Source organism: Pseudomonas sp. P129 (genome assembly GCF_020312195.1).
GTDB lineage: Bacteria > Pseudomonadota > Gammaproteobacteria > Pseudomonadales > Pseudomonadaceae > Aquipseudomonas > Aquipseudomonas fragariae.
The window spans coordinates 75,005-101,689 of record NZ_JAGPYS010000014.1; the positions used below are offsets into that span (position 1 = coordinate 75,005).

Consider the following 26,685-nt stretch of genomic DNA (forward strand, 5'->3'; position numbering starts at 1 on the left):
GCAAAAAAACCCCATCACGAGGATGGGGTTCTTCTGATGCCTGCTTTCGTGCTTACACTTGAACGGCCGGGATGTTGGCGTTCGCTGCGGCTTCACGGAACTCGGCGATTTGATCGAAGCTCAGGTAGCGGTACACGTCCGCTGCCATGGTGTCGATCTGGTTGGCGTAGCCCATGTACTCTTCGACCGTCGGCAGACGACCCAGAATCGAGGCAACGGACGCCAGCTCGGCCGAGGCCAGGTAGACGTTCGCGCCGTCACCCAGACGGTTCGGGAAGTTACGGGTCGAGGTCGACACCACGGTCGCGTTCGGTTCGACGCGTGCCTGGTTACCCATGCACAGCGAGCAGCCCGGCATTTCCATGCGTGCGCCAGCCTTGCCATAGATGCCGTAGTAGCCTTCTTCGGTCAGTTGGTGAGCATCCATCTTGGTCGGTGGCGACAGCCACAGACGCGTTGGCAGCTGGCCCTTGACCTGATCCAGCAACTTGCCCGCAGCGCGGAAGTGGCCGATGTTGGTCATGCAGGAACCGATGAACACTTCGTCGATCTTCTCGCCCTGTACCGAAGACAGCAGGCGGGCATCGTCCGGGTCGTTCGGCGCGCAGAGCACAGGCTCCTTGACGTCGGCCAGATCGATTTCGATGATTTCGGCGTACTCGGCGTCCTTGTCGGCTTCCAGCAGCTCCGGGTTGGCAACCCAGGCTTCCATCGCCTGAGCACGACGCTCCAGGGTGCGAGGATCACCGTAACCCTGTTCGATCATCCAGCGCAGCAGGGTGATGTTCGAATTCAGGTATTCGATGATTGGCTCTTTGGCCAGCTTGATGGTGCAACCGGCAGCCGAACGCTCGGCAGAGGCGTCGGACAGCTCGAAAGCCTGTTCGATGCTCAGGTTGTCGAGGCCTTCGATCTCCAGGATGCGACCGGAGAATGCGTTCTTCTTGCCTTTCTTCTCTACGGTCAGCAGGCCAGCCTGAATCGCGTAGTAAGGAATGGCGTGAACCAGGTCGCGCAGGGTGATGCCAGGTTGCATCTTGCCCTTGAAGCGAACCAGGATCGATTCAGGCATGTCCAGCGGCATGACGCCCGTTGCAGCAGCGAACGCCACCAGGCCGGAACCGGCCGGGAAGGAGATACCGATCGGGAAGCGGGTGTGCGAGTCGCCACCGGTGCCGACGGTGTCGGGCAGCAGCATGCGGTTCAGCCAGCTGTGGATGATGCCGTCGCCCGGACGCAGGGAAACGCCGCCGCGGGTCATGATGAAGTCAGGCAGCGTGTGGTGCGTCTTGACGTCGATCGGCTTCGGATAGGCCGCGGTGTGGCAGAACGACTGCATGACCAGATCGGTCGAGAAGCCCAGGCACGCCAGGTCTTTCAGTTCGTCGCGGGTCATCGGGCCAGTGGTGTCCTGGGAACCGACGGTGGTCATCTTCGGTTCGCAGTAGGTGCCCGGACGAACGCCCGCTACGCCGCACGCCTTGCCGACCATCTTCTGCGCCAGGGTGTAACCCTTGGTGCTTTCGGCTGGCTGGTCAGGGGTCTTGAACAGGTCGAACTCCGGCAGGCCCAGTTCGGCGCGCGCCTTGCTGGTCAGGCCACGACCGATGATCAGCGGAATACGGCCGCCAGCGCGGACTTCGTCGAGCAGCACCGGGGTCTTCATTTCGAAGGTGGTGATGACTTCGTCGCTGTCGTGCTTGCAGACCTTGCCGGCGTAGGGGTAGACGTCGATCACGTCACCCATGTTGATGTTCGAGACATCGAATTCGATTGGCAGAGCGCCGGCATCTTCCATGGTGTTGTAGAAGATCGGAGCAATTTTGCTGCCGAAGCAGAAACCGCCGGCACGCTTGTTCGGGACGTAAGGGACGTCGTCGCCGAAGAACCAGAGTACCGAGTTGGTTGCCGATTTACGCGAGGAACCGGTACCGACCACGTCACCGACGTAGGCAATCGGGAAGCCCTGACCGCGCATTTCTTCGATCTGCTTCATCGGGCCGATTGCGCCCTGAACGTCAGGGACGATGCCGTCACGGGCCATTTTCAGCATGGCCAGGGCGTGCAGCGGGATGTCCGGACGCGACCAGGCATCAGGGGCAGGGGACAGGTCGTCGGTGTTGGTTTCGCCGGTGACCTTGAAGACGCGCAGGCTGATCTTGTCGGCCAGCGTCGGGCGCTTCTTGAACCACTCGCCGTCAGCCCAGGACTGCAGCACAGCCTTGGCGTGGGCATTGCCGTTCTTGGCTTTTTCGGCCACGTCGTGGAAGGCGTCGAACATCAGCAGGGTGTGCTTGAGTTGTTCGGCAGCGACTGGCGCGAGGGTGGCGTCGTCGAGCAGTTCAACCAGGGTGACGATGTTGTAGCCACCTTGCATGGTGCCGAGCAGTTCGGTAGCGCGTTTTTTGTCGATCAGGGGAGAAGTGGCTTCGCCCTTGGCCAGGGCAGACAGGAAACCGGCCTTGACGTAGGCAGCTTCGTCAACGCCTGGCGGAACGCGATTGGTGATCAGATCGACAAGGAAAGCTTCTTCGCCAGCCGGGGGATTCTTCAGCAGTTCGACCAGGCCTGCAGTTTGTTCGGCGTTAAGCGGCTGGGGCACGATGCCCTGGGCGGCACGCTCTTCGATATGTTTACGGTAGGCTTCAAGCACAGTATTAACCCTCATCAGTGGTCCCAAATGGGTGTCCGGGACGCTCATCCAGAAATCGCCCGTACCCACGCAAGGCTTATTGAGCCTTGTTGGCAGGGTATCGGTGATTCCTAACAGAAGCTGTTTTCAAAGTTTTACGCCTGCAGGGCGGGGGGAGTGGCGGTCGACACGGCCATTCGTGATGAGGGAATGGCCTGTCGACGCCGCACTGCGGGATTAACTTGACTGTGCTCGTGACGCTTTGAAAACAGCTTCCAACGGACATTGGCGCCTTAAAAGGCTCGCTGATTCTACGCCAAAACTTTGCCAAAGGTAAGTTAGCCCCTACATCTTCGGGGGTGAACTTGCTTAGACAAAGGGCTAACATGAGTCCCTGTTTCGCCTTCCGCAGTCCTGCCTGACATGCCCGATTACATTATCAAAACTCCCTGCGTCGGCCTCTGCTCCACTGTTTACGGGGATCTGGTGTGCCGTGGCTGCAAGCGGTTCCACCACGAGGTCATCCACTGGAACGGCTATAACGAAGACGAAAAAAGAGCCGTCTGGCTGCGTCTGGAGCAACTGCTGGTCCAGGTTATGACTGCCAAGCTCGAAGTCTTCGATGCCGACAGGCTGCGTGCGCAGCTCATCCAGCGCAAGATCCGCTTTGTGCCGCACCAGTCCGAATATTGCTGGGCTTACCAGTTGATCGCCCGTGGTGCCCGGGTCATCAGCCAGGTCGAGGCCTATGGTTTTGTGCTGTTGCCGGAGTTCCGCGACTGGACGCTGCCGGAACTGCGCGATGCGATCGACCGCGAGTTTTTCCTGCTGTCCGAGGCGCACTATCAGCGTTACATCGCGCCAGGCTTTTTGCGCGACGCCTTCGGCGCCTGACAAACCCGGCATGCTTTTGTGTCGCGGGGCATCGTTGCTGCTCGTATAATGCCCGGCCGTGCCTCTCCGTCATTCTGTGAGCCTATGTACCCGATCCCTGAAATCGAAGCCTTCCTGCTTTGCCGCACCCCCGACAGCTGGGTCCAGGCCGCGCTGCGCAATCTGGACATCCTGCTGATCGACCATGCGAACAACGAGAAGAAGGCCGCCGGGGCCGCGTTCCAGTTCATGTTTCAGTACAACGACAAGTTCGACCTGTTGAGCAAGATGTCACGTCTGGCCCGGGAAGAACTGCGCCATTTCGAGCAAGTCATCAGCATCATCAGAAAGCGCCAGATCCCCATGGCCAATATCAGCTCGGCCCGTTATGCCGGAGCGCTGCGCAAGCTGGTGCGCAATCACAACCCGTACCGGCTGACCGATGCGCTGATCGTCGGTGCCATCGTCGAGGCGCGTTCCTGCGAACGCTTCGCCGCGCTGGTGCCGCATCTGGACGAAGAGCTGGCCAAGTTCTATGGCGGCCTGCTGAAGTCCGAAGCGCGGCACTTTCAGGACTACCTCAAGCTGGCTTACAGCTACGGCGACAAGGCTGATGTCGATGCCAAGATCGAGGAGATCCGTCTGGCCGAGCGTGAGCTGATCGAAAGCCCTGACGAAGAGTTCCGCTTTCACAGTGGCGTACCTGTCGCCGCCTGATTGCTCTCGCGTTCCCTCCAAAACGACCGCCTTGCCAGCGGTCGTTTTTTTATGGGCATTTAGTAAGCAAGCTAATAAATGCTTTGACAACGGCTGCCTAGGCAGTAATATTTTGCAATCACTGCCTAGGCAGCTATCTGGGTCAATCCATGAAACATTTCAGCCCCGACAATTTTGAATCCAGCCTCATCGGGCTGCTGGTCGGTCGTACCAATGCGCTCAAAGACCGCATGCTCGACAAGTACCTGCTGCCCTATGACGTAACGTTCGCGCAATTCAAGGTGCTGATCATCATTGCCCAGTTTTCTACCGATACCCCCGTGGAATTGTGTCGGCACCTGTCGCTGGACAGTGGTTCGATGACCCGCATGCTCGATCGCCTGGAACAGAAGGGGCTGGTGGTGCGCCAGCGCTCCGCGACCGATCGCCGTCAGGTGCGTCTGGCGCTGACCGAGCAGGGGCAGGCGCTCTCCGATCTGCTGCCGCAGATTGGCGCGGACGCGATGAACGACACGTTCGCGGCGCTCGACAGTGAAGAGGTCGAGAGCCTGAAAAGAATTCTCACCAAAGTGCTGGTGGCTGCTGATGACCACATCACTCTGACTCGTTTGAGCTTCAACCCCAAAGCTAAACGCTGAGCGGCCGACGTGTTGGCAGGCGTGAGCCTGATCGCCGTCGTTCCGTCGCTTCGCTGATTAAAGGTAACTGCCATGGCCACTGCTGCCGCTGAAAACACATCTGCCCCGGCTCCTGAACAGGAGCCGAAGTCCGGCAAGCGCACGTTCATGCTGATCGGGCTTGCCATTGTCGTGGTGATCCTCGCACTGGGCATCTGGGCCTGGTACGAGATCTACGGCCAATGGAGCGAAGAGACCGACGACGCCTATGTGAATGGCAACGTGGTCGAAATCACCCCGCTGGTCACCGGAACCGTCATCAGTATTGGTGCGGACGATGGTGATCTGGTGCACGAAGGGCAGGTTCTGCTCAAGTTCGACCCGAGCGATGCCGAAGTCTCGCTGCAAAGCGCCGAGGCCAATCTGGGCAAGGTCGTGCGCCAGGTACGTGGCCTCTATAGCAATGTCGATGGCATGAGGGCGCAACTGGCCGCGCAGCGTGCTGCCGTGCAGACCGCTCAGGACAACTATAACCGCCGTCGCAGCCTCGCAGCCGGCGGGGCGATTTCCCAGGAAGAGCTGTCGCACGCCAGGGACAGCCTGACCAGCGCGCAGAGCGCCCTGAACAATATTCAGCAGCAATTGAGCACCAGCGTGGCGCTGGTCGATGACACCGTGGTGTCCTCGCACCCGGACGTCAAGGCAGCGGCTGCGCAGTTGCGTCAGGCCTACCTGACCAACGCACGTTCAACACTCGTGGCACCGGTCACCGGCTACGTGGCCAAGCGCACCGTGCAACTGGGGCAACGCATTCAGCCGGGCACCGCTACCATGGCGGTCATCCCGCTGGATCAGTTGTGGATCGATGCCAACTTCAAGGAGACCCAGTTGGGCAAGATGCGCATCGGTCAGCCGGTGGAGATCAGCTCCGACCTGTATGGCAGCGATGTGAAGTACAGCGGCACCATCGACAGCCTGGGGGCCGGTACCGGCAGTGCCTTTGCGTTGCTGCCGGCGCAGAACGCCACTGGCAACTGGATCAAGATTGTCCAGCGTGTGCCGGTGCGGGTGCACATCAATCCTGAAGAGCTGGCGAAGTACCCGTTGCGCATCGGCCTGTCGACCACGGTTGAGGTCAACCTGCACGACCAGAGCGGTCCGGTCCTGGCGCAACAGCCGCGCAAGCAGGCCGCTTTCAGCACTCAGGTGTACACCGAGCAACTGGCTGACGCCGACGCGCTGATCGCCCGCCTGATTCACGAGAACAGTGCGCCCGGTGGCAAGACTGCCGTTCAGCGCTGAACCGCCAATCCGTGAGCCCCGGCCTGCTGGCCGGGGTGTCGCATTCGTCTTCAGGGATTCGCGATGAGCAACAACGCCCCCGCTTCTTTTACCCCGCCAAGTCTGTTGCTGTGCACCATCGGTCTGTCGCTGGCGACCTTCATGCAGGTGCTCGATACCACGATTGCCAACGTGGCGCTGCCGACCATCGCCGGCAACCTGGGAGTCAGTTCAGAGCAGAGCACCTGGGTGATCACCTCGTTTGCGGTCAGCAACGCGATTGCCTTGCCACTGACCGGCTGGCTCAGTCGCCGCTTCGGTGAGGTCAAGCTGTTCCTGTGGGCCACCATTCTGTTCGTGATCGCTTCGTTTCTGTGCGGCATTTCCCAGTCCATGCCGGAACTGGTGGGCTTCCGGGCGCTGCAGGGCATGGTCGCCGGGCCGCTGTACCCGATGAGTCAGACTCTGCTGATTGCGGTGTACCCGCCCGCCAAAAGGGGCATGGCTCTGGCATTGCTGGCGATGGTGACGGTAGTTGCACCCATTGCCGGGCCGATCCTCGGTGGCTGGATTACCGACAGTTACAGCTGGCCGTGGATCTTCTTCATCAACATTCCCATCGGTCTGTTCGCTGTGCTGGTAGTGCGTACGCAGCTGGCCAAGAGACCGGTCAGCACGGCTCGCCAACCGCTGGACTACATTGGCCTGCTGGCGCTGATCGTCGGTGTGGGTGCGCTGCAGATAGTCCTCGACAAGGGTAATGATCTGGACTGGTTCGAGTCGAACTTCATCATCTTCGGCTCGCTAATTTCGCTGGTGGCGCTGGTTTTCTTCGTCATCTGGGAAATGACCGACAAGCACCCGATCGTCAATCTGCGCCTGTTTGCCTACCGCAATTTCCGCATCGGCACGCTGGTCATGATCGGCGGCTATTCCGGCTTCTTCGGCATCAACCTGATATTGCCGCAGTGGTTGCAGACCCAGATGGGCTATACCGCGACCTGGGCGGGGCTGGCTGTCGCGCCGATTGGCATCCTGCCGGTACTGATGTCGCCCTTTGTCGGCAAGTACGCGCACAAGTTCGACCTGCGTCTGCTGGCCGGGCTGGCGTTTCTGGCGATGGGGCTGAGCTGCTTCATGCGTGCGGGCTTCAACACCGATGTGGATTTCGAACACGTGGCGATGGTGCAGTTGTTCATGGGCATCGGCGTGGCACTGTTCTTCATGCCGACCCTGAGCATTCTGCTGTCCGACCTGCCGCCTGATCAGATCGCCGATGGTTCCGGACTGGCAACCTTCCTGCGCACCCTGGGCGGCAGCTTCGCAGCATCGCTGACCACCTGGATCTGGATCCGCCGCGCCAACCAGCATCATGCCTACCTGAGCGAAAACATCAGCACCTTCGACCCCGCCACCCGCCACGCCCTCGACAGCCTGGGCGGCGCCAGCCCGCAAGCCTACGCGCAACTGGAGCAGACCCTCAACGCACAGGCCTACATGATGTCCACCGTGGATTACTTCTACCTGCTGGGCTGGATATTCGCCGGACTGATCCTGCTCGTCTGGCTGGCCAAACCCCCATTCGCCGCCAAGGCCGGGCCTGCGGCAGGCGGCGGGCACTAGTTTCTTGTGCGCCTATCTGAACCGTGTCTATGGCCAAACTGCTCTAAAGTGCTTTTTCAACCACGATGGCACAGACGACGCAGAACCGCCGTGTGACGCAGAGCGTCACGAAAGGCATTACCACGCGGAGCGTGGGAACGATAGTCAAAACAATCTCATGCCTTACCCGCAGCCACTGCCGCAAAAGTGTTTTTCAACCACGATGGCACTGACGACACAGATTGCGACGTAAGTGACGGCTGAGTCCTGACATTGATCCGGGGGAAACTCGGCAAGGATGCCGAGTTAGCTGCACCGGGCCAGGGATGGCCCGTTGCAGCGACCCCCGGATCAGTGTCAGGACGAAGGAACCCGACGAAGTCGGGCCGGAAACAGGAGCGGGGACTTTGCTCACTTTGGTCCCTCAAAGTGAGTCGCCGAGGGGCGAAAAGGTGACCTGAGCCTACTGCCAATCTACCTGATATCGCAGAACCGCCGTGTGACGCAGAGCGTCACGAAAGGCATTACCACGCGGAGCGTGGGAACGAGAGTCTGTGTCGAGCCCCAATCCAAAGGTGACCTGAGCCGAACCCCAATCCACCTGACATCGCAGAACCGCTGTGTGACGCAGAGCGTCACGAACTGCATTCCCACGCGGAGCGTTGGAACGATAGTCAACCGTCCAGCTTTTCGGGGTCAGTTCACGCGATCCCGCACCATCAATTCAACAGCGCGACCGTCTCGGGCACAAAGTCGAACGAACTCAGATTAAAACCCTGCTCATCCACCTGCAACACCCAGCCCTGACGATCCCAGTCACCCAGCACAATGCGCCTGGCCGCCTGATCGCCAATCTGCAACTTATGAATAGCCGGACGATGAGTGTGGCCGTGGACCAACGTACGCACACCGAACTGCTGCATGATCCGCGGCACCTCGTCCGGCGTCACATCGACAATATCATTGGCCTTCATACGGGTTTGTGCACGGCTTTCATTGCGCAACTTGCGCGCCAGCTTGTGCCGAGTACCCAGCGGCAAATGGCGCAAAATAAACAGCGTCAGCGGATGGCGCAGATAGCGGCGCATCCGGATATAGCCTTCATCGCGGGTGCACAGACTGTCGCCGTGCATCAGCAGCACCGGCTCACCGTTCAGTTGCACAACGCTCGGGTCGCTCAGCAGCGTGCAGCCCGCTGCCTTGCAGAAACCCTTGCCGAGCATGAAATCACGGTTGCCGTGCATCAGAAAAATTCGTGTGCCGCTGTCGCTCAATTCGCGCAGGGCCTTGCAGATCGAAAGCTGGAACGGCGACATCGCGTCGTCACCGATCCAGACTTCAAAGAAATCCCCGAGGATATACAGCGACTCGGCTTCGCGAGCGCGTCCTGCGAGCAGATCCAGAAACGCCCGGGTAATGTCCGGGCGCTCCTGTTCAAGATGCAGATCGGAGATCAGCAGTATCACTCAACGATCTCGGCTTTCTCGATGATCACGTCTTCTACCGGGACGTCCTGATGGCCGGCCTTGCTGGAAGTCGCCACGCCTTTGATCTTGTCGACCACGTCGGTGCCTTCGATCACTTCACCGAACACAGCGTAACCCCAGCCCTGAACGGTCTTGGCGCTGTGGTTCAGAAAGGCGTTGTCAGCGACGTTGATGAAGAACTGCGCAGAGGCCGAATGCGGTTCCATGGTACGGGCCATGGCGACGCTGTACTTCTTGTTCGGCAGACCGTTGTCGGCTTCGTTCTGGATGCTCGGGCGCTTGTCTTTCTTTTCTTTCATGCCAGGCTCGAAACCGCCGCCCTGAACCATGAAATTGCCGATCACACGGTGGAAAACCGTGTTTTCGTAGTGGCCGGCTTTAACGTATTCGATGAAGTTGGCAACGGTCAGCGGCGCTTTTTCTTCGTTCAGTTGCAGCACGATGTCGCCGTGGTTGGTAGTCAGCTTTACATTAGGCATTTGGGAAGTCGCTCTCTAGTCATGCATGAATGGGCGGATTATGACCCTGACGCGCAGTTTACAGACGAGGTTACATTTTTCAGCGCTTTTGCAGCTTTTATGCCTTCAAATACGCAGTCTGTTGTCAGGGACTTGACAGCTTCGGCTATGATAAGCGCTTTGATTTAGTCGGCCTACCCTGGCCGCGCACGTATGTCCAAGGATCCTATGAGCAAGCCCACTCCAGAACCCGCTGCCCATTCAAAGGCAGGTCCAGCCGTACCGACCAATTTCCTGCGTCCTATCGTGCAGGCAGACCTGGACTCGGGCAAGCACAGCAAAATCGTGACCCGCTTTCCGCCGGAGCCCAACGGCTACCTGCACATCGGTCACGCCAAGTCGATCTGCGTGAACTTCGGTCTGGCCCAGGAGTTCGGTGGCGATACGCACCTGCGTTTCGATGACACCAACCCGGCCAAGGAAGACCAGGAATACATCGACGCCATCATGAGTGACGTCAAGTGGCTGGGCTTCGAGTGGGCGGGCGAAGTGCGCTACGCCTCGCAGTATTTCGACCAGTTGCACGACTGGGCGGTCGAGCTGATCAAGGCAGGCAAGGCCTATGTGGACGATCTGACCCCCGAGCAGGCGCGCGAATATCGCGGCACCCTGACCGAGCCGGGCAAGAACAGTCCGTTCCGCGAGCGTAGCGTCGAGGAAAACCTCGACCTGTTCGCGCGCATGAAAGCCGGTGAGTTCGAGGATGGCGCTCGCGTACTGCGCGCCAAAATCGACATGGCCTCGCCGAACATGAACCTGCGTGACCCGATCATCTACCGCATTCGCCATGCGCATCACCATCAGACCGGCGACAAGTGGTGCATCTATCCGATCTATGACTTCACCCACGGTCAGTCGGATGCCCTCGAAGGCATCACCCACTCGATCTGCACCCTGGAGTTCGAAAGCCATCGTCCGCTGTACGACTGGTTTCTCGACAACCTGCCGGTGCCGTGCAAGCCGCGTCAGTATGAGTTCTCGCGCCTGAACCTGAACTACACCATCACCAGCAAGCGCAAGCTCAAGCAACTGGTTGACGAGAAACACGTCAATGGCTGGGATGACCCACGCATGTCGACGCTGTCGGGCTTCCGTCGCCGTGGCTACACGCCGAAATCGATTCGCAATTTCTGCGAAATGATCGGCACCAACCGCTCTGACGGCGTTGTCGATTTCGGCATGCTCGAATTCAGCATCCGCGACGACCTGGACCACAGCGCGCCGCGCGCCATGTGCGTGCTGCGCCCGCTGAAAGTGGTCATCACCAACTACCCGGAAGGCCAGGTCGAGAAGCTGGAGCTGCCGCGCCACCCGAAAGAAGACCTGGGCATGCGCGAGCTGCCGTTCTCGCGGGAGCTTTACATCGATCGCGACGATTACATGGAAGAGCCGCCGAAGGGCTACAAGCGTCTTGAGCCCAACGGCGAAGTGCGTTTGCGTGGCAGCTATGTGATCCGTGCCGATGAAGCGATCAAGGATGCCGACGGCAACATCGTCGAGCTGCGTTGCTCCTACGACCCGGAAACGTTGGGCAAGAACCCTGAAGGCCGCAAGGTCAAGGGCGTCGTGCACTGGGTGCCGGCAGCCGAGAGCGTAGAGTGCGAAGTGCGTTTGTACGATCGTCTGTTCCGTTCGCCGAACCCTGAAAAAGCCGAAGAGGGCGCAAGCTTTCTGGACAACATCAACCCGGACTCCCTGCAAGTACTGACCGGTTGTCGCGCCGAGCCTTCATTGGCGCAAGCGCAACCGGAAGACCGTTTCCAGTTCGAACGCGAAGGTTATTTCTGCGCGGACATCAAGGACTCCAGACCCGGTCGACCTGTCTTCAACCGCACCGTGACGTTGCGGGATTCCTGGACCTGATGCTGTACGTTTGAGGGGGAGCACGTGCTTTCTATCTACAACACGCTCACCAAGAGCAAAGAAGTTTTCAAGCCGCTGGATGGCAACAAGGTGCGCATGTACGTCTGCGGGATGACCGTGTACGACTACTGCCACCTGGGCCATGGCCGCAGTATGGTTGCGTTCGATCTGGTGACGCGCTGGCTGCGCTTCAGCGGTTATGAACTGACCTATGTGCGCAACATTACCGATATCGACGACAAGATCATCAACCGGGCGCGGGAAAACGGTGAGTCGTTCGACGCACTGACCGCGCGCATGATCGAGGCCATGCACGAGGACGAGGCGCGCCTCAACATCCTCAAGCCGGACATGGAGCCGCGTGCCACCGACCATATCCCTGGCATGCACGCCATGATCCAGACCCTGATCGACAAGGGCTATGCCTACGCGCCGGGTAACGGCGATGTGTATTACCGGGTCGGCAAGTTTCAGGGTTACGGCAAGCTGTCGCGCAAGAAGATCGAAGACCTGCGCATCGGCGCACGTATCGAAGTGGACGAGTCCAAGGAAGATCCGCTGGACTTCGTCCTCTGGAAAGGCGTCAAGCCGGGCGAGCCGAGCTGGGAATCGCCCTGGGGTGCAGGGCGTCCAGGCTGGCATATCGAGTGCTCGGTGATGTCGACCTGCTGCCTGGGCGAGACTTTCGATATTCATGGGGGCGGCAGCGATCTGGAGTTTCCGCACCATGAAAACGAAATCGCCCAGAGCGAAGCGGCCACCGGCAAGACCTACGCCAATGCCTGGTTGCACTGCGGCATGATTCGTATCAATGGCGAGAAGATGTCCAAGTCCCTGAACAACTTCTTCACTATTCGCGACGTGCTGGAGAAATACCACCCGGAAGTGGTGCGTTACCTGCTGGTATCGAGTCACTACCGCAGCGCGATCAACTATTCCGAAGACAGCCTGCGTGAGTCGAAGGCGGCACTGGAGCGTTTCTATCACGCGCTCAAGGGCCTGCCGGTCGCCGAACCTGCGGGTGGCGAGGCGTTCGTCGAGCGTTTCAGCACGGCGATGAACGATGACTTCGGTACGCCTGAAGCTTGTGCGGTGCTGTTCGAGATGGTTCGCGAGATCAATCGTCTGCGCGAATCCGATGTCGCAGCGGCGGCGGGTCTGGCGGCACGTTTGAAGCAACTGGCCAGCGTGCTGGGTGTTCTGCAGCTCGAAGCCGACGACTTTTTGCGCGCTGGCGCGGAAGGACGGGTCGATGCGGCTGAAGTGGAGGCGCTGATTCAAGCGCGTCTGGCGGCGCGTGCCGCAAAAGACTGGGCCGAGTCCGACCGTATCCGCGACCAGATCACTGCCATGGGTGTGCTTCTGGAAGACGGCAAGGGCGGCACGACCTGGCGTCTGGCGGACTGATCAAGGACTGTTCCTGAAACACTATTGTGCCCATGCTCCGCATGGGCATGCTGTTCTGGACGCTCCGCGTCCTGTCCTCGATGATGTGCTGCCTGCCGAGCGTCAAACACTAAACGATCCGCTGCTCCCGCAACCGCTTGTACAGCGTGTTACGGCTGACGCCCAGACGTTTGGCCAGCTGTGAAATATTCCCGCCTGCCGCTTGAAACAATTGGCCGAGGTCTTCGCTCGAGTGAAGGCGCGTGGCCGACTCCTGAGTCCTGACCGGGGCACGGCATTCCTCATCCGCGTGAGCGTCGAGCAGAAAGTCCTCGGGCAGATGGTCAGTGCCGATCGGCTGTTCGTCGGCCAGTGCCAGCGCCACCTGAATCACGCTGTTGAGCTGACGCAGGTTGCCCGGCCAGGGGTGATGCTCGAATAATTCAAGCACTTCTCTGGAAAAGCCCGCGCGCTGGTGAGCATCACGGTGCCGCTCCCAGATTCGCTGGATCAGCGCATGTTTGTCAGTCCGCTCGCGCAGGGGCGGGAGTTCGATGCTCAGGCCGCTGATCCGATAATAAAGATCCTGGCGAAAAAGCCCCGCCTGGACCTGATCGCGCAGGCCCCGGTTGGTGGCTGAAATCAGCCGTATATCGACCGGATACAGCTCGCTGCTGCCCAATGGCTGAACGCAGCGCTCTTGCAGCACACGCAGCAGTCGCGCCTGTACCGGCATCGGCATGTCGCCCACTTCGTCGAGAAACAGCGTGCCTTTGTCGGCCTTGCGGATCAGGCCGATGCTGCCTTTCTGGTTGGCCCCGGTGAAGGCGCCTCTTTCATAGCCAAACAGCTCGGCCTCGACCAGGTCGGCCGGGATCGCTGCACAGTTGACCGCGATCAGCGGCTGGCTGGCGCGCACACTGGCCTGATGCAGGGCTTTGACAAACACTTCCTTGCCGACCCCGGTTTCACCATGAATGAGCAGCGGGATGTCTTTTTCCAGCAGCCGTTGGGCCTGACGCACAGCCTTCTCGACTTTCGCATCGCCCATGCTGATGGCCTGCAGGTCAAGGTTTCGTGATGGTGCTGCAGGCACCTGCGCAGCCTGGACGCAATGCAGCTTCAATGGTTTGCGAGTCGGGCGTTTGAGCAGGCACTGAAAGCGATTGTTGCCAAATGCATGCAGCGCAAACGGACGCGCTTCGGTCTCGCTGAGCAGTTGCAGGATCGGACACTTGAACAGCGTCTCGATGCTGGCACCGGCCGGAGTCGTCCCCAGCAAGGCGTCGGCACGCCGATTGGCGCACAGGATCTGGCCGCTTTCGTCAAAAATCAGCAGGCCAGCCCATTGGCTGTCGAGGTTGTTCAGGCCGGTATTGAAGATCAGCTGGAAGTGGGAATCGCGAAACTGGTCGAGGATCAGGCGGTTTTCCACCGACTGGCTCATCATTTTGACCATGCCCAGCGTGTGCGAGGGTGGCAGGAAGCTGTCGCTGGACACATCCAGCACGGCGATGATGCGCCTGTCTGCGTCGAAGATCGGTGAGGCCGAACCGGTCATGAAACGGTTGGCCTTGAGGAAATGCTCGTCCGGTTCAATATGGATGGCCTCTTCGCAGGCCAGCGCCGTGCCGATGGCGTTGGTGCCCGTGCCGCGTTCGTTCCAGCTGGCACCTGGCATGAAGCCTTGAGCCTGGGACGATTCGACGAAGCGTTGTGCACCCCATGACTTGAGCAACTGACCTTGAGGGTCGGCCAGCAGAATCAGACAGCTGGAGTTGCTGAGAATGTTTTCGTAGACCGGCAGGACCTCCTGATGGGTGGTCTGTACCAGTCCGTGATGGCGCTCCAGCAGCCTGGAAACCTCCGTCCCCGGCAATTGGCCGAATGAGGGGCGCGTCTGATGATTGAGGCCGAAGTCCCGGCAGCGGGTCCATGAATCCTGAATGATGATGTCGTGAGCAAGCGAAGCGCTGGTTTGAGACATGAGGATGCCTGCGAATGTGACGTATTGTTTTTGTTTTTAGGTCCCGTCGGCGTGACCATCCTTGCCCGCAACGTCAGTCCAGTGTCGTTCAGTTGTGTTCAAAGTCAATGTTCATTTTGTTCAAGTGTTCAGTATTTTCTGTTCATTATTGTTCAGCTGTGAAAGGCGTTTCGTCCCCTGAATACGGGCGAACGCTCTGTCCCGGGCTTCACCGGCAAGCTGGCTGAGCTGGCACGAATGTCGCTATCTGCAAACAGTCACGCATTCACCCTTAAGAAAAAAACAACAAAGGGCACGCCATGTCACTCACGCTGGAGCATGTCAGTCGCGCCGTCGATGGCCAGGTCTGGATCGACGACGCTTCCCTGAGCTTTGAGCCGGGATCATTCAACGTTCTGCTGGGGCGCACCCTGTCCGGCAAAACCAGCCTGATGCGCCTGATGGCCGGGCTGGACAAGCCGGACAGCGGGCGAGTGCTGATGAACGGGGTCGATGTCACCCATCGTCCGGTTCGCCTGCGCAACGTCTCGATGGTTTATCAGCAGTTCATCAATTACCCGAGCATGACGGTGTTCGAAAACATCGCTTCGCCGCTGCGTCAGGCGGGTCTTTCCAAAGACGTGATCCACAGCCGGGTGCAGGAAACCGCGAAGATGCTGCGCATCGAAAAATTCCTGCAACGCCACCCCCTCGAACTGTCCGGCGGGCAGCAGCAGCGCACCGCGATGGCCAGGGCGCTGGTCAAGGACGCCGAACTGATCCTCTTCGACGAACCGTTGGTCAACCTCGATTACAAGCTGCGCGAAGAGCTGCGCCAGGAAATGCGCGAGCTGTTTGCCGCGCGCCATACCATCGCTATCTACGCGACTACCGAGCCCAATGAAGCGCTGGCGCTGGGCGGCACCACCACCATCCTGCATGAAGGGCGGGTGGTGCAGAGCGGCAAGACCCCCGAGGTTTATCATCGACCCGCGACTGTGCTGGCCGCCGAGTTGTTCTCCGAACCGCCGATCAACCTCATGCCGGGCCGTATAGAAGGCAATGAAGTCAGCTTCGCCAACTTCGTGCATTTCCCGCTCAACGTCGACCTGCGGGCCGTCGGCGATGGCGAGTATCGTTTCGGCGTGCGCCCCAGCCATTTGAGCCTGGTGCCGTCCAACGATGACGACCTGGAACTGGCGGTTACTGTCGAACTGGCGGAAATCAGCGGCTCGGAAACCTTCCTGCATGTGCGCAACGAGCTGTTCTCGCTGGTCCTGCATCTGCCAGGCGTGCATGCCTATGACGTCGATGCGGCGATTCGGGTGTACATCCCGACCCACAAATTGTTTGTATTCGATCAGCAGGGCGGCCTGATTCAGGCGCCGGGCCTGCGTATGGCGAGGGTTGCCTGATGGCCGAGATCCGCTTGCAGAACCTTGCGCACAGCTACAGTACCAAGCCTGGTCCTGACGACTATGCAATTCGCGAGATGAGCCACGTCTGGGAGCAGGGTGGTGCTTACGCGCTGCTCGGGCCTTCCGGGTGTGGCAAGTCAACCCTGCTCAACATCATTTCCGGTCTGCTCAGTCCGTCGCAGGGCCAGGTGCTGTTCGACTCGAAAGTCGTCAATGAGCTGCCCCCGGAACGCCGTAACATCGCTCAGGTTTTCCAGTTTCCGGTGATCTACGACACCATGACCGTGTTCGACAATCTGGCCTTTCCGCTGCGCAATCAGGGCATGGACGAGGCGCGGATTCTCATCAAGGTCAACGAAATTGCCGATGTCCTGGACCTGCAGCCGCTGCTGAAAAAGAAGGCGCGCAACCTCAGCGCGGATGAAAAGCAGAAAGTCTCCATGGGTCGCGGGCTGGTGCGCGATGACGTGTCGGCGATCCTCTTCGACGAACCGCTGACCGTGATCGATCCGCACCTGAAGTGGAAACTGCGGCGCAAGCTCAAGCAGATCCACGAGCAGTTCAATATCACCATGGTTTACGTCACCCACGATCAACTGGAGGCGTCGACCTTCGCCGACAAGATCGCCGTGATGTATGGCGGACAGATCGTCCAGTTCGGCACGCCGCGGGAGCTGTTCGAAAAGCCGTCGCACACTTTTGTCGGCTATTTCATCGGCAGCCCGGGGATGAATCTGATTGACGTTACGCCGCAGCCGGGCGGTGTCGGTTTTTCCGATATTCACCTGCCGTTGCCTGAGTCGTTGCAGCAAAAACTGGCCAATACGCCGTGGAAAACTCTGAAAGTGGGTATTCGTCCTGAGTTCGTGCATGTCTGGGACGGACCTTACGACGATGCGATGTGCGCCGACGTGACCTATGTGGAAGACCTCGGCACCTACAAGATCATCACTCTGAAACTGGCCGGACAACTGCTGAAGGTGCGTCTGCAGGAAGACAAACCGGTACCGCAAGGCCAGGCCTGGATCAGCTTTCCGGGGCAATGGCTGATGCTCTATGCAGATGATTACCTGCTCGAAGCCGGCCCTGCCAGTGAGGTGTCCCATGCGTAAGGTTCAGAACAACAAGGCCTGGTGGCTGGTGATGCCGGTGTTTCTGCTGGTGGCATTCAGCGCGATTATCCCGATGATGACCGTGGTCAACTATTCGGTGCAGGACATCTTCGACCAGTCCAGTCGCTATTTCGTCGGCACCGACTGGTTCCGGCAGGTCCTGCAGGACCCGCGTCTGCACGACTCGCTGCTGCGTCAGTTCATTTATTCGGGCTGTGTACTGCTGATCGAGATCCCGCTGGGTATCGCGATTGCCCTGACCATGCCGACCAAGGGCCGCTGGTCGTCGCTGTGCCTGATCGTGATGACCATTCCACTGCTGATCCCGTGGAACGTGGTCGGCACGATCTGGCAGATCTTCGGCCGCGGTGATATCGGCTTGCTGGGTTACACGCTGAACAACGTGCTGGGCATCAACTACAACTACGCCGCCAATGCCTCGGACGCCTGGGTGACGGTGCTGGTCATCGACGTCTGGCACTGGACCTCGCTGGTGGCCTTGCTCTGCTATTCGGGGCTGCGGGCGATTCCGGATGTGTATTACCAGGCGGCACGCATCGATCGGGCGTCCGGCTGGGCGATCTTCCGGCATATCCAGTTGCCGAAGATGAAAAGCGTGCTGCTGATTGCGGTGATGTTGCGCTTCATGGACAGCTTCATGATCTACACCGAGCCGTTCGTACTGACCGGTGGCGGGCCGGGCAACTCCACCACCTTCCTCAGTCAGACCCTGACCACCATGGCGCTCGGGCAGTTCGACCTGGGGCCTGCGGCGGCGTTCTCGCTGGTGTATTTCCTGATCATTCTGTTGGTGTCATGGGTGTTCTACACCGCCATGACTCACAGCGAAAAGAATTGAGGGGCTGGTCATGAGTCTGCGCAAAATCATACCGCTGTGGATTTACCTGTTGTTTCTGCTGGTGCCGATCTACTGGCTGATCAACATGTCGTTCAAGACCAATACCGAGATCCTCGGTGGTCTGACCCTGTGGCCGCAGGATTTCACCCTGGCCAATTACAAGGTGATCTTCACCGACGAAAGCTGGTACAGCGGCTACCTCAACTCGTTGTATTACGTGTGCCTCAATACCGTGATATCGCTGAGCGTCGCACTGCCGGCAGCCTACGCGTTTTCACGCTATCGTTTTCTCGGCGACAAGCACCTGTTCTTCTGGCTGCTGACCAACCGCATGGCGCCACCGGCAGTATTCCTGCTGCCGTTTTTCCAGCTGTATTCGTCCATCGGCCTGTTTGACACGCACATCGCCGTGGCACTGGCGCACTGTCTGTTCAACGTTCCGCTGGCCGTATGGATTCTGGAGGGCTTCATGTCCGGCGTTCCGAAGGAGATCGATGAAACGGCCTACATCGACGGTTACAGCTTTCCCAAGTTTTTCGTGAAGATTTTCATTCCACTGATTGGCTCGGGTATCGGTGTCACCGCCTTTTTCTGCTTCATGTTCTCCTGGGTCGAGCTATTGCTGGCGCGCACCCTGACTTCGGTGAACGCCAAGCCGATCGCTGCGGTGATGACCCGCACCGTGTCGGCATCGGGTATCGATTGGGGGGTGCTGGCGGCGGCAGGGGTGTTGACCATTCTGCCGGGCATGCTGGTGATCTGGTTCGTTCGCAACCATGTGGTCAAGGGCTTTGCTCTTGGTCGTGTCTGAGGAGTCGAAAAAATGGAGTGGATGTCCTGGACACTGCCCACTGCGGCGTTCTTCATCAGTATCGGGTTGTTGCTGGTGGGTATGACGGTATGGGAATTGCGCTCGGCGAGCATCGAGCGTCGCGGTTTTCTGCCGATTGCCACCACGCGTGGCGACCGTCTTTTCATCGGGCTTCTAGGCAGCGCTTATCTGCATCTGCTGGTGATCGGCGCGACGGACTGGAGCATCTGGATCGCTTCGGGGGCTTCCCTGGTGTGGCTGTTGGTGGTGATGCGTTGGGGGTAGAGAGCGGCCGGGCGTGGTTGCCGGGGTGATCCGGTCGGCAGTATTGAAAAAGCGGGACTACATGAAAGCAACCTGGAGATGACTATGTTCAATAAGAAAAACAAGCTGCAACATAGCGTGACGCTGGCAACCATGATCATGCTCAGCGGGTTGAGTGTGTCGGCATGGGCGGATCAGTACGAAGATGCGGCGAAGAAGTGGGCGGCGAGCGAGTTCAAGCCGAGCACGCTCTCCGATGCCGAGCAGTTGAAAGAGCTGGAGTGGTTCATCGAAGCGGCCAAGCCGTTTCGTGGCATGGACATCAAGGTGGTGTCGGAAACTCTGACCACTCATGAATACGAGTCCAAGACCCTGGCCAAGGCGTTCACCGAAATCACCGGTATCAAAGTCACCCATGACTTGCTGCAGGAAGGTGATGTCATCGAGAAGCTGCAGACCGCCATGCAGTCTGACAAAAGCATCTACGACGGCTGGGTCAACGACTCGGACCTGATCGGTACGCACTTCCGCTACGGCAAGGCCCTGTCTCTGACCGACCTGATGGCCAGTCCGGAAGGCAGTAAAGTCACCTCGCCGACGCTGGACCTGAAAGACTTCATCGGCACTTCGTTTACCACTGCTCCAGACGGCAAGCTTTACCAATTGCCCGATCAGCAGTTCGCCAACCTGTACTGGTTCCGTGCCGACTGGTTCGAGCGTCCTGATCTGAAAAAGAAATTCAAGGACAAATACGGTTACGAGCTGGGTGTTCCGGTCAACTGGTCGGCTTATGAAGACATCGCCAAATTCTTCAGCGAAGACGTCAAGGAGATCGACGGCAAGAAAGTCTTCGGGCACATGGACTATGGCAAGAAAGACCCGTCACTGGGCTGGCGTTTCACCGATGCCTGGTTCTCCATGGCGGGCAGCGGCGACAAGGGTTTGCCTAACGGTCTGCCGGTGGACGAGTGGGGTATTCGCGTCGAAGACTGCCATCCGGTCGGTTCCAGCATCACCCGCGGTGGTGACACCAACGGGCCAGCGGCAGTGTTCGCCACGCAGAAATACATCGACTGGCTGAAAGCCTATGCACCGCCGGAAGCGGCGGGCATGACCTTCTCCGAATCCGGTCCGGTGCCTTCGCAGGGTAACGTTGCGCAGCAGATCTTTTGGTATACCGCCTTTACTGCCGACATGACCAAGCCGGGTCTGCCTGTCATGAACGCCGATGGCACGCCGAAATGGCGCATGGCACCGTCGCCAAAAGGCCCTTACTGGAAAGAAGGCATGAAGCTCGGCTATCAGGACGTGGGTTCGTGGACCTTCCTGAAGTCGTCTGACGAGAAAAAGCGTCTGGCGGCGTGGCTGTATGCGCAATTCGTGACTTCGAAGAGCGTTTCACTGAAGAAAACCATCGTCGGCCTGACGCCGATTCGCGAGTCGGACATCAACTCCAAGGAAATGACCGCGCTGGCGCCCAAGCTGGGTGGTCTGGTGGAGTTCTATCGCAGCCCGGCCCGCGTGCAATGGTCGCCTACCGGCACCAACGTGCCTGACTATCCGAAGCTGGCACAGCTGTGGTGGAGCCATGTGGCCGAGGCGGTCACTGGCGAGAAGACTGCGCAGGAGGCCCTCGACGGTCTGGCCAAGGACCAGGATGCGATCATGATGCGCATCCAGCGTTCTGAGGTGCAGGAACCCAGCAAATGTGCACCGAAGATGAATAAGGAAACCACTGCGGAAGTCTGGTACAAGAAGGCCGAAGAGAGCAACGGCGAGTTCCTCGCGCCACAGCGCAAGCTGGCCAACGAGAAACCCAAGGGTGAAACCATCGCCTATGCGGACTTGCTGAAAAGCTGGGAAGCAGCCAGGAAGTAAGTTTTTTCGGGAATGAAAAAACGGCACCTCAGGTGCCGTTTTTTATGGGAGCAGAACAGCCTGATCAGTCGTGCAGGGTTTCTGCCGCGTACAGCGTGTTTTCCAGCAGGCAGGCGCGGGTCATGGGGCCGACGCCGCCCGGAACCGGAGTGATCCAGCCAGCGCGGGGCAGGGCGGTCTCGTAAACCACATCGCCTACCAGCTTGCCGTCTTCCTGGCGGTTGATGCCGACGTCGATGACGATCGCGCCCGGCTTGATCCATTCGCCTTTGACAAGGCCCGGCTTGCCGGCGGCAACCACCACCAGATCGGCACGACCCACGTGGCCTGCCAGATCCCTGGTGAAACGATGGGTCACCGTGACGGTGCAGCCCGCCAGCAGCAGTTCCATTGCCATCGGGCGGCCGACGATGTTGGATGCGCCGACGACGACGGCATCCAGGCCGTACAGGTCGACACCGGTGCTTTCCAGCAGGGTCATGATGCCTTTGGGAGTGCACGGGCGCAGCAGCGGAATGCGTTGAGCGAGGCGACCCACGTTATAAGGATGGAAGCCGTCCACGTCCTTGTCCGGGCGAATGCGCTCCAGCAGCAGCGAAGCGTCGAGGTGCGCGGGCAAGGGCAGTTGCAGCAGGACGCCGTCGACGGCGGCATCTTCATTGAGGCGGTCGATCAGATCGGTCAGTGCTGCCTGAGTGGTATCAGCGGGCAAGTCGTAAGCCTGGGAGATAAAGCCGACTTCCTCGCAGTCCTTGCGCTTGTGAGAGACATAGACTTGGGAGGCGGGGTCGCTGCCGACCAGAATCACCGCGAGGCCCGGCGTACGCAGACCTTGCTGGCTACGTTCGGCGACACGTTTGGCGATCTGCTGGCGCAGGCTGGCGGCGATCGCCTTGCCGTCGATTAGTTTTGCAGTCATGACGCGTGATTAACCATCGAGAGGAAAAAAATGAGCGCGCATTCTCTCATGACATGGCGCGAGGGCAAAGGCGATTGCTTTGCATATTCAGCTAACTCCTTTATCTAGCTGAATTTTTTTCAAAAAAAGGTTGACGACCTCAGGGGCCGTCTATAAGATTCGTCGCACTTGCCGGGCAGAGCCCTGCACTGGTTAAGCTAGCACTGGTTGATTCGGTCAGGCAGAGTTGCAAATCAGCTCGGTGTGATCGATTGAAAGCCTTTTAGTTTGTTATCGCAAGAATACAAATTATATAAGTGCCCGTAGCTCAGCTGGATAGAGCATCCGCCTTCTAAGCGGATGGTCGCAGGTTCGAGTCCTGCCGGGTGCGCCATTCAAGGCAGCTTTGGCACAGCAAGTAAGTTGTACCGTCACATGCAATATGGTGGGCGTAGCTCAGTTGGTAGAGCACAGGATTGTGACTCCTGCGGTCGTGGGTTCGAACCCCATCGTCCACCCCATATTAAGAAGGGCGCCAGATTCATAGTCTGGCGCCTTTGCTTTAAAAGTCTGAAATGCGGATGTGGTGGAATTGGTAGACACACTGGATTTAGGTTCCAGCGCCGAAAGGTGTGAGAGTTCGAGTCTCTCCGTCCGCACCAGGATAAATGTAGCCGACTATCAATGCTTCGGTTGCAAAAAGCTACAAAAGAAAGCCGCCTAGTGCGGCTTTTTCTGTTTTGGCGTATTCGTTCCATCGCCTCGCGGGTCCGGCGACCTTGTTGCCGCCGGTCGAGTGAGGCGTGCTATGCAGATGGATTCGGTCATCGTCCGGTGCAGATGCTTCCTTATATAGGGGCCGTGCCAGACACGTCGCGAGTGATGCGAGGTGTTTTCCTTTCTCCTCCGGCTGTAGGCCGATTCCTTCTTGTTAACCCGCCCTTTTTCAGTAGGGTGACTTCTTGAGTTTGACCCACTAGAATGCATGCCCTTGATTCTGGGGTCGGAAACGGCCGGCTAACGTCTGTGCAACGAGGAATATCCATGCAAGTTTCTGTTGAAAACACTTCCGCTCTTGAGCGCCGCATGACCATTGGCGTACCTGCCGAGCGCATCGAGACTGAAGTCAACAAGCGTCTGCAACAGACCGCGCGCAAAGCCAAGATCCCGGGCTTCCGCCCTGGCAAGGTGCCGATGAGCGTGATTCGTCAGCGTTACGAGGACGGCGCACGTCAGGAAGCACTGGGCGATCTGATTCAGGCTACTTTCTATGAAGCTGTGGTTGAGCAGAAGCTGAACCCGGCCGGTGCTCCTGCTGTAGAGCCCAAGTCGTTCGAAAAAGGCAAAGATCTGGAATACGTGGCTACGTTCGAAGTATTCCCGGAATTCACCGTTGCCGGCTTCGATAGCATCTCCGTAGAGCGCCTGTCTGCCGATGTGGCCGACAGCGATCTGGACAACATGCTTGAAGTGCTGCGCAAGCAGAACGTTCGTTTCGAAGTGGCTGATCGTGCTGCCCAGAACGAAGACCAGCTGAACATCGATTTCGTCGGCAAGGTCGACGGTGAAGTGTTCGCTGGCGGTTCCGCTACCGGCACTCAGCTGGTTCTGGGTTCCGGCCGCATGATCCCTGGTTTCGAAGACGGTCTGGTTGGCGCCAAGGCCGGTGAAGAGCGCGTTCTGAACGTGACCTTCCCTGAGGACTATCAGAACCTCGAGCTGGCCGGCAAGGCTGCCGAGTTCACCGTGACCGTCAACACCGTGTCCGAACCAAAGCTGCCTGAGCTGAACGAAGAGTTCTTCAAGCAGTTCGGTATCAAGGAAACCGGTATCGAAGGCTTCCGCACCGAAGTTCGCAAGAACATGGAGCGCGAGCTGCGTCAGGCGATCAAGTCCAAGGTCAAGAATCAGGTCATGGACGGTCTGCTGGCCGCCAACCCGATCGAAGTGCCTAAAGCGCTGCTGGAAAACGAAGTCAACCGTCTGCGTGTGCAGGCCGTTCAGCAGTTCGGCGGCAACATCAAGCCTGACCAGCTGCCGGCAGAGCTGTTCGAAGAGCAGGCCAAGCGTCGCGTCGAGCTGGGTCTGATCGTTGCCGAGGTCGTCAAGCAGTTCGACCTCAAGCCTGATGATGCTCGCGTTCGCGAAATGATTCAGGAAATGGCCTCCGCCTATCAGGAGCCTGAGCAGGTCGTAGCCTGGTACTACAAGAACGAGCAGCAAATGAACGAGGTACGTTCTGTTGTGCTTGAAGAGCAAGTTGTAGATACTGTTTTGCAGAAAGCTAGCGTGACCGACAAATCGGTCTCCTACGAAGAAGCTGTCAAGCCGGTGGAAGCTCCAAAAGCCGACTGATTTCTCTTTTCGTGCGAAAACACCCACAAGCCAGCCTTCGCGCTGGCTTGTGCGTATTCAAGACTCGACTATTTGGGAGTGAATGCAGGACATGTCCCGCAATTCTTATATTCAGCAGAACTCTGACATCCAGGCCGCTGGCGGCCTGGTCCCGATGGTTATCGAGCAGTCCGCCCGTGGCGAACGCGCCTATGACATCTATTCGCGCCTTCTCAAGGAGCGAGTCATCTTTATGGTTGGTCCGGTAGAGGACTACATGGCCAACCTTATCGCGGCGCAACTGCTTTTCCTTGAAGCGGAAAACCCGGACAAGGATATCCATCTCTACATCAACTCGCCGGGCGGTTCGGTGACTGCTGGCATGTCGATCTACGACACCATGCAGTTCATCAAGCCGGACGTTTCGACCATCTGTATCGGTCAGGCCTGCAGCATGGGTGCATTCCTGCTGGCCGGCGGTGCAGAAGGCAAGCGTCATTGCCTGCCCAACTCGCGGATGATGATTCACCAGCCGCTGGGCGGTTTCCAGGGTCAGGCGTCGGACATCGACATCCATGCCAAGGAAATCCTGCACATTCGTCATCGCCTCAACTCGCTGCTGGCGCATCACACCGGCCAGAGCCTCGAAACCATCGAGCGCGATACCGAGCGTGACAACTTCATGAGCGCAGAGCGTGCAGCCGAATACGGCCTGATCGACTCGGTGATCAACAAGCGTCAAATGCCTGCCTAAGCGGCTCAAAATGTAGGGGGTCGGCACAACCGACCGCCTGCGGACTTGAAAAAGCCCGCAATAGCCTTCATCTTGTGTTGCAAGCCTACCGGATTGGATCGATCGAATGACTGACACCCGCAACGGCGAGGACAACGGCAAATTGCTCTATTGCTCCTTCTGTGGCAAAAGCCAGCATGAAGTGCGCAAATTGATTGCCGGCCCCTCGGTCTTTATCTGCGACGAGTGCGTCGACCTGTGCAATGACATCATCCGTGAGGAGGTGCAGGAAGCCCAGGCCGAAAGCAGCGCGCATAAATTGCCTTCGCCCAAAGAAATCAGCGGCATCCTTGACCAGTACGTAATCGGTCAGGAACGTGCCAAGAAGGTTCTCGCAGTAGCGGTGTACAACCACTACAAGCGTCTGAACCAGCGTGACAAGAAGAACGACGATGTGGAGTTGGGCAAGAGCAACATCCTGCTGATCGGCCCTACGGGCTCCGGCAAGACGCTGCTGGCCGAAACACTGGCCCGCCTGCTCAACGTACCGTTCACCATCGCTGACGCCACCACCCTGACCGAAGCCGGTTATGTGGGTGAGGACGTCGAAAACATTATCCAGAAGCTGTTGCAGAAATGTGATTACGATGTAGAGAAGGCCCAGATGGGTATTGTCTACATCGACGAAATCGACAAGATTTCGCGCAAATCCGACAACCCTTCGATCACTCGTGACGTGTCCGGTGAAGGCGTGCAGCAAGCCTTGCTGAAACTGATCGAGGGCACCGTGGCTTCCGTTCCGCCGCAAGGTGGTCGCAAGCACCCGCAGCAGGAATTCCTGCAGGTGGACACGCGTAATATCCTCTTTATCTGCGGTGGCGCCTTCTCGGGCCTGGAAAAGGTCATTCAGAACCGCTCCACCCGTGGCGGCATCGGCTTCAACGCCGAGGTTCGCAGCAAGGAGGAGGGCAAGAAGGTTGGCGAGTCGCTGCGTGAAGTCGAGCCTGACGATCTGGTCAAGTTCGGTCTGATCCCCGAGTTCGTGGGCCGTCTGCCGGTGCTGGCAACGCTGGACGAGCTGGATGAGGCTGCTTTGATACAGATCCTCACCGAGCCGAAGAACGCACTGACCAAGCAGTATGCCAAGCTGTTCGAGATGGAAGGTGTGGACCTCGAGTTCCGGACCGATGCGCTGAAATCGGTCGCCCGTCGCGCGCTGGAGCGCAAGACCGGTGCCCGTGGCCTGCGTTCGATTCTGGAAGGCGTGCTGCTCGACACCATGTATGAAATCCCGTCGCAGAGCGATGTGAGCAAGGTGGTGATCGACGAAAGCGTCATCGATGGCACGTCCAAGCCGCTGTTGATATACGAAAACAGCGAGCCGCCTGCCAAGGTTGCTCCCGACGCATAAACGCATGTTCATAGGCGTGTGAAGT

Annotated in this window: 21 protein-coding genes and 3 tRNA genes; 19 read left to right on the plus strand and 5 right to left on the minus strand. The window is 58.8% G+C overall.

Translation table 11 applies throughout. The features are described from left to right. Positions 1-52 precede the first annotated feature (52 nt). The gene (gene acnB / locus KBY02_RS23300; protein ID WP_003409708.1) at positions 53-2,653 is read right to left on the minus strand and encodes a bifunctional aconitate hydratase 2/2-methylisocitrate dehydratase; all 2,601 of its coding nucleotides are present in this window, start codon (positions 2,651-2,653) and stop codon (positions 53-55) included. Between the two features lie 402 nt (positions 2,654-3,055). On the opposite strand from acnB, the gene KBY02_RS23305 reads away from it, so the two are divergent. From KBY02_RS23305 to KBY02_RS23325, 5 genes are all read left to right on the plus strand, one after another. Beyond that, positions 3,056-3,526, plus strand: a complete 471-nt coding sequence (locus tag KBY02_RS23305; protein ID WP_003404500.1) for a DUF1289 domain-containing protein — start codon at positions 3,056-3,058, stop codon at positions 3,524-3,526. A gap of 84 nt (positions 3,527-3,610) precedes the next feature. Next, a complete protein-coding gene (locus tag KBY02_RS23310; RefSeq protein WP_003368536.1) occupies positions 3,611-4,222 on the plus strand; it encodes a tRNA-(ms[2]io[6]A)-hydroxylase in 612 nt (203 codons plus the stop codon). Positions 4,223-4,371: 149 nt separating this feature from the next. Further along, on the plus strand, positions 4,372-4,860 hold the full coding sequence (locus KBY02_RS23315; RefSeq protein WP_003404499.1) for a MarR family winged helix-turn-helix transcriptional regulator: 489 nt from the start codon (positions 4,372-4,374) through the stop codon (positions 4,858-4,860). A 72-nt stretch (positions 4,861-4,932) separates the two neighbouring features. Next, positions 4,933-6,141 (plus strand): HlyD family efflux transporter periplasmic adaptor subunit, encoded by a 1,209-nt coding sequence (locus KBY02_RS23320; protein ID WP_032657457.1) that lies wholly within the window; start codon positions 4,933-4,935, stop codon positions 6,139-6,141. 42 nt (positions 6,142-6,183) lie between these two features. Beyond that, positions 6,184-7,743, plus strand: coding sequence for a DHA2 family efflux MFS transporter permease subunit (locus KBY02_RS23325; RefSeq protein ID WP_225650789.1), 1,560 nt, complete (start codon positions 6,184-6,186; stop codon positions 7,741-7,743). 698 nt (positions 7,744-8,441) lie between these two features. Here the strand turns inward: KBY02_RS23325 and lpxH are convergent. Both lpxH and KBY02_RS23335 read right to left on the minus strand, forming a co-directional pair. Continuing rightward, positions 8,442-9,188: a UDP-2,3-diacylglucosamine diphosphatase gene (gene lpxH / locus KBY02_RS23330; protein WP_011267205.1), complete on the minus strand. Its 747-nt coding sequence runs from the start codon at positions 9,186-9,188 to the stop codon at positions 8,442-8,444. Beyond that, the gene (locus KBY02_RS23335) at positions 9,185-9,688 is read right to left on the minus strand and encodes a peptidylprolyl isomerase (protein ID WP_003404493.1); all 504 of its coding nucleotides are present in this window, start codon (positions 9,686-9,688) and stop codon (positions 9,185-9,187) included. The genes lpxH and KBY02_RS23335 overlap by 4 nt, the downstream gene beginning before the upstream one ends. Positions 9,689-9,895: 207 nt before the next feature. On the opposite strand from KBY02_RS23335, the gene KBY02_RS23340 reads away from it, so the two are divergent. After that, positions 9,896-11,590 (plus strand): glutamine--tRNA ligase/YqeY domain fusion protein, encoded by a 1,695-nt coding sequence (locus KBY02_RS23340; RefSeq protein ID WP_011267206.1) that lies wholly within the window; start codon positions 9,896-9,898, stop codon positions 11,588-11,590. Between the two features lie 24 nt (positions 11,591-11,614). Continuing rightward, on the plus strand, positions 11,615-12,997 hold the full coding sequence (gene cysS, locus KBY02_RS23345; RefSeq protein WP_024639690.1) for a cysteine--tRNA ligase: 1,383 nt from the start codon (positions 11,615-11,617) through the stop codon (positions 12,995-12,997). Positions 12,998-13,106: 109 nt separating this feature from the next. On the opposite strand, the gene KBY02_RS23350 is transcribed toward cysS, so the two are convergent. Beyond that, complete coding sequence (locus KBY02_RS23350) at positions 13,107-14,963, minus strand: sigma-54-dependent Fis family transcriptional regulator (protein ID WP_032657463.1); 1,857 nt, start codon at positions 14,961-14,963, stop codon at positions 13,107-13,109. Positions 14,964-15,262: 299 nt separating this feature from the next. On the opposite strand from KBY02_RS23350, the gene KBY02_RS23355 reads away from it, so the two are divergent. The 6 genes from KBY02_RS23355 to KBY02_RS23380 all read left to right on the plus strand — a co-directional run bounded on the left by KBY02_RS23355 (position 15,263) and on the right by KBY02_RS23380 (position 21,284). Next, entirely contained in the window at positions 15,263-16,357 is a 1,095-nt protein-coding gene (locus KBY02_RS23355; protein ID WP_003409725.1) for an ABC transporter ATP-binding protein, read from the plus strand. Further along, positions 16,357-17,472, plus strand: coding sequence for an ABC transporter ATP-binding protein (locus KBY02_RS23360; protein ID WP_024659846.1), 1,116 nt, complete (start codon positions 16,357-16,359; stop codon positions 17,470-17,472). Before KBY02_RS23355 ends, KBY02_RS23360 begins: the two co-directional genes overlap by 1 nt. Beyond that, on the plus strand, positions 17,465-18,331 hold the full coding sequence (locus KBY02_RS23365; protein WP_002552729.1) for a carbohydrate ABC transporter permease: 867 nt from the start codon (positions 17,465-17,467) through the stop codon (positions 18,329-18,331). The genes KBY02_RS23360 and KBY02_RS23365 overlap by 8 nt, the downstream gene beginning before the upstream one ends. Before the next feature lie 10 nt (positions 18,332-18,341). Then, positions 18,342-19,142: a carbohydrate ABC transporter permease gene (locus KBY02_RS23370; protein WP_003315280.1), complete on the plus strand. Its 801-nt coding sequence runs from the start codon at positions 18,342-18,344 to the stop codon at positions 19,140-19,142. A 12-nt stretch (positions 19,143-19,154) separates the two neighbouring features. Further along, complete coding sequence (locus KBY02_RS23375) at positions 19,155-19,427, plus strand: DUF2160 domain-containing protein (protein ID WP_003404479.1); 273 nt, start codon at positions 19,155-19,157, stop codon at positions 19,425-19,427. An 84-nt stretch (positions 19,428-19,511) separates the two neighbouring features. Further along, a complete protein-coding gene (locus tag KBY02_RS23380; protein ID WP_011267212.1) occupies positions 19,512-21,284 on the plus strand; it encodes an ABC transporter substrate-binding protein in 1,773 nt (590 codons plus the stop codon). Between the two features lie 64 nt (positions 21,285-21,348). Here the strand turns inward: KBY02_RS23380 and folD are convergent, their stop codons facing one another. Next, complete coding sequence (gene folD, locus KBY02_RS23385) at positions 21,349-22,203, minus strand: bifunctional methylenetetrahydrofolate dehydrogenase/methenyltetrahydrofolate cyclohydrolase FolD (protein ID WP_003404473.1); 855 nt, start codon at positions 22,201-22,203, stop codon at positions 21,349-21,351. 296 nt (positions 22,204-22,499) lie between these two features. Here folD and KBY02_RS23390 point away from each other — a divergent pair. The 6 genes from KBY02_RS23390 to clpX all read left to right on the plus strand — a co-directional run bounded on the left by KBY02_RS23390 (position 22,500) and on the right by clpX (position 26,660). Continuing rightward, positions 22,500-22,576, plus strand: a tRNA-Arg gene (locus KBY02_RS23390). A 51-nt stretch (positions 22,577-22,627) separates the two neighbouring features. Then, positions 22,628-22,703, plus strand: a tRNA-His gene (locus tag KBY02_RS23395). A 56-nt stretch (positions 22,704-22,759) separates the two neighbouring features. Further along, positions 22,760-22,844 (plus strand) — tRNA-Leu (locus KBY02_RS23400). A gap of 382 nt (positions 22,845-23,226) precedes the next feature. Next, on the plus strand, positions 23,227-24,537 hold the full coding sequence (tig, locus tag KBY02_RS23405) for a trigger factor (RefSeq protein WP_003315274.1): 1,311 nt from the start codon (positions 23,227-23,229) through the stop codon (positions 24,535-24,537). A gap of 91 nt (positions 24,538-24,628) precedes the next feature. Beyond that, positions 24,629-25,270, plus strand: coding sequence for an ATP-dependent Clp endopeptidase proteolytic subunit ClpP (gene clpP / locus KBY02_RS23410; RefSeq protein WP_002552734.1), 642 nt, complete (start codon positions 24,629-24,631; stop codon positions 25,268-25,270). A gap of 106 nt (positions 25,271-25,376) precedes the next feature. After that, positions 25,377-26,660 carry an ATP-dependent Clp protease ATP-binding subunit ClpX gene (gene clpX / locus KBY02_RS23415; RefSeq protein WP_002552735.1) on the plus strand — a complete coding sequence of 428 codons (1,284 nt, stop codon included), beginning with the start codon at positions 25,377-25,379 and terminating at the stop codon, positions 26,658-26,660. The last annotated feature ends 25 nt before the right edge of the window (positions 26,661-26,685 follow it).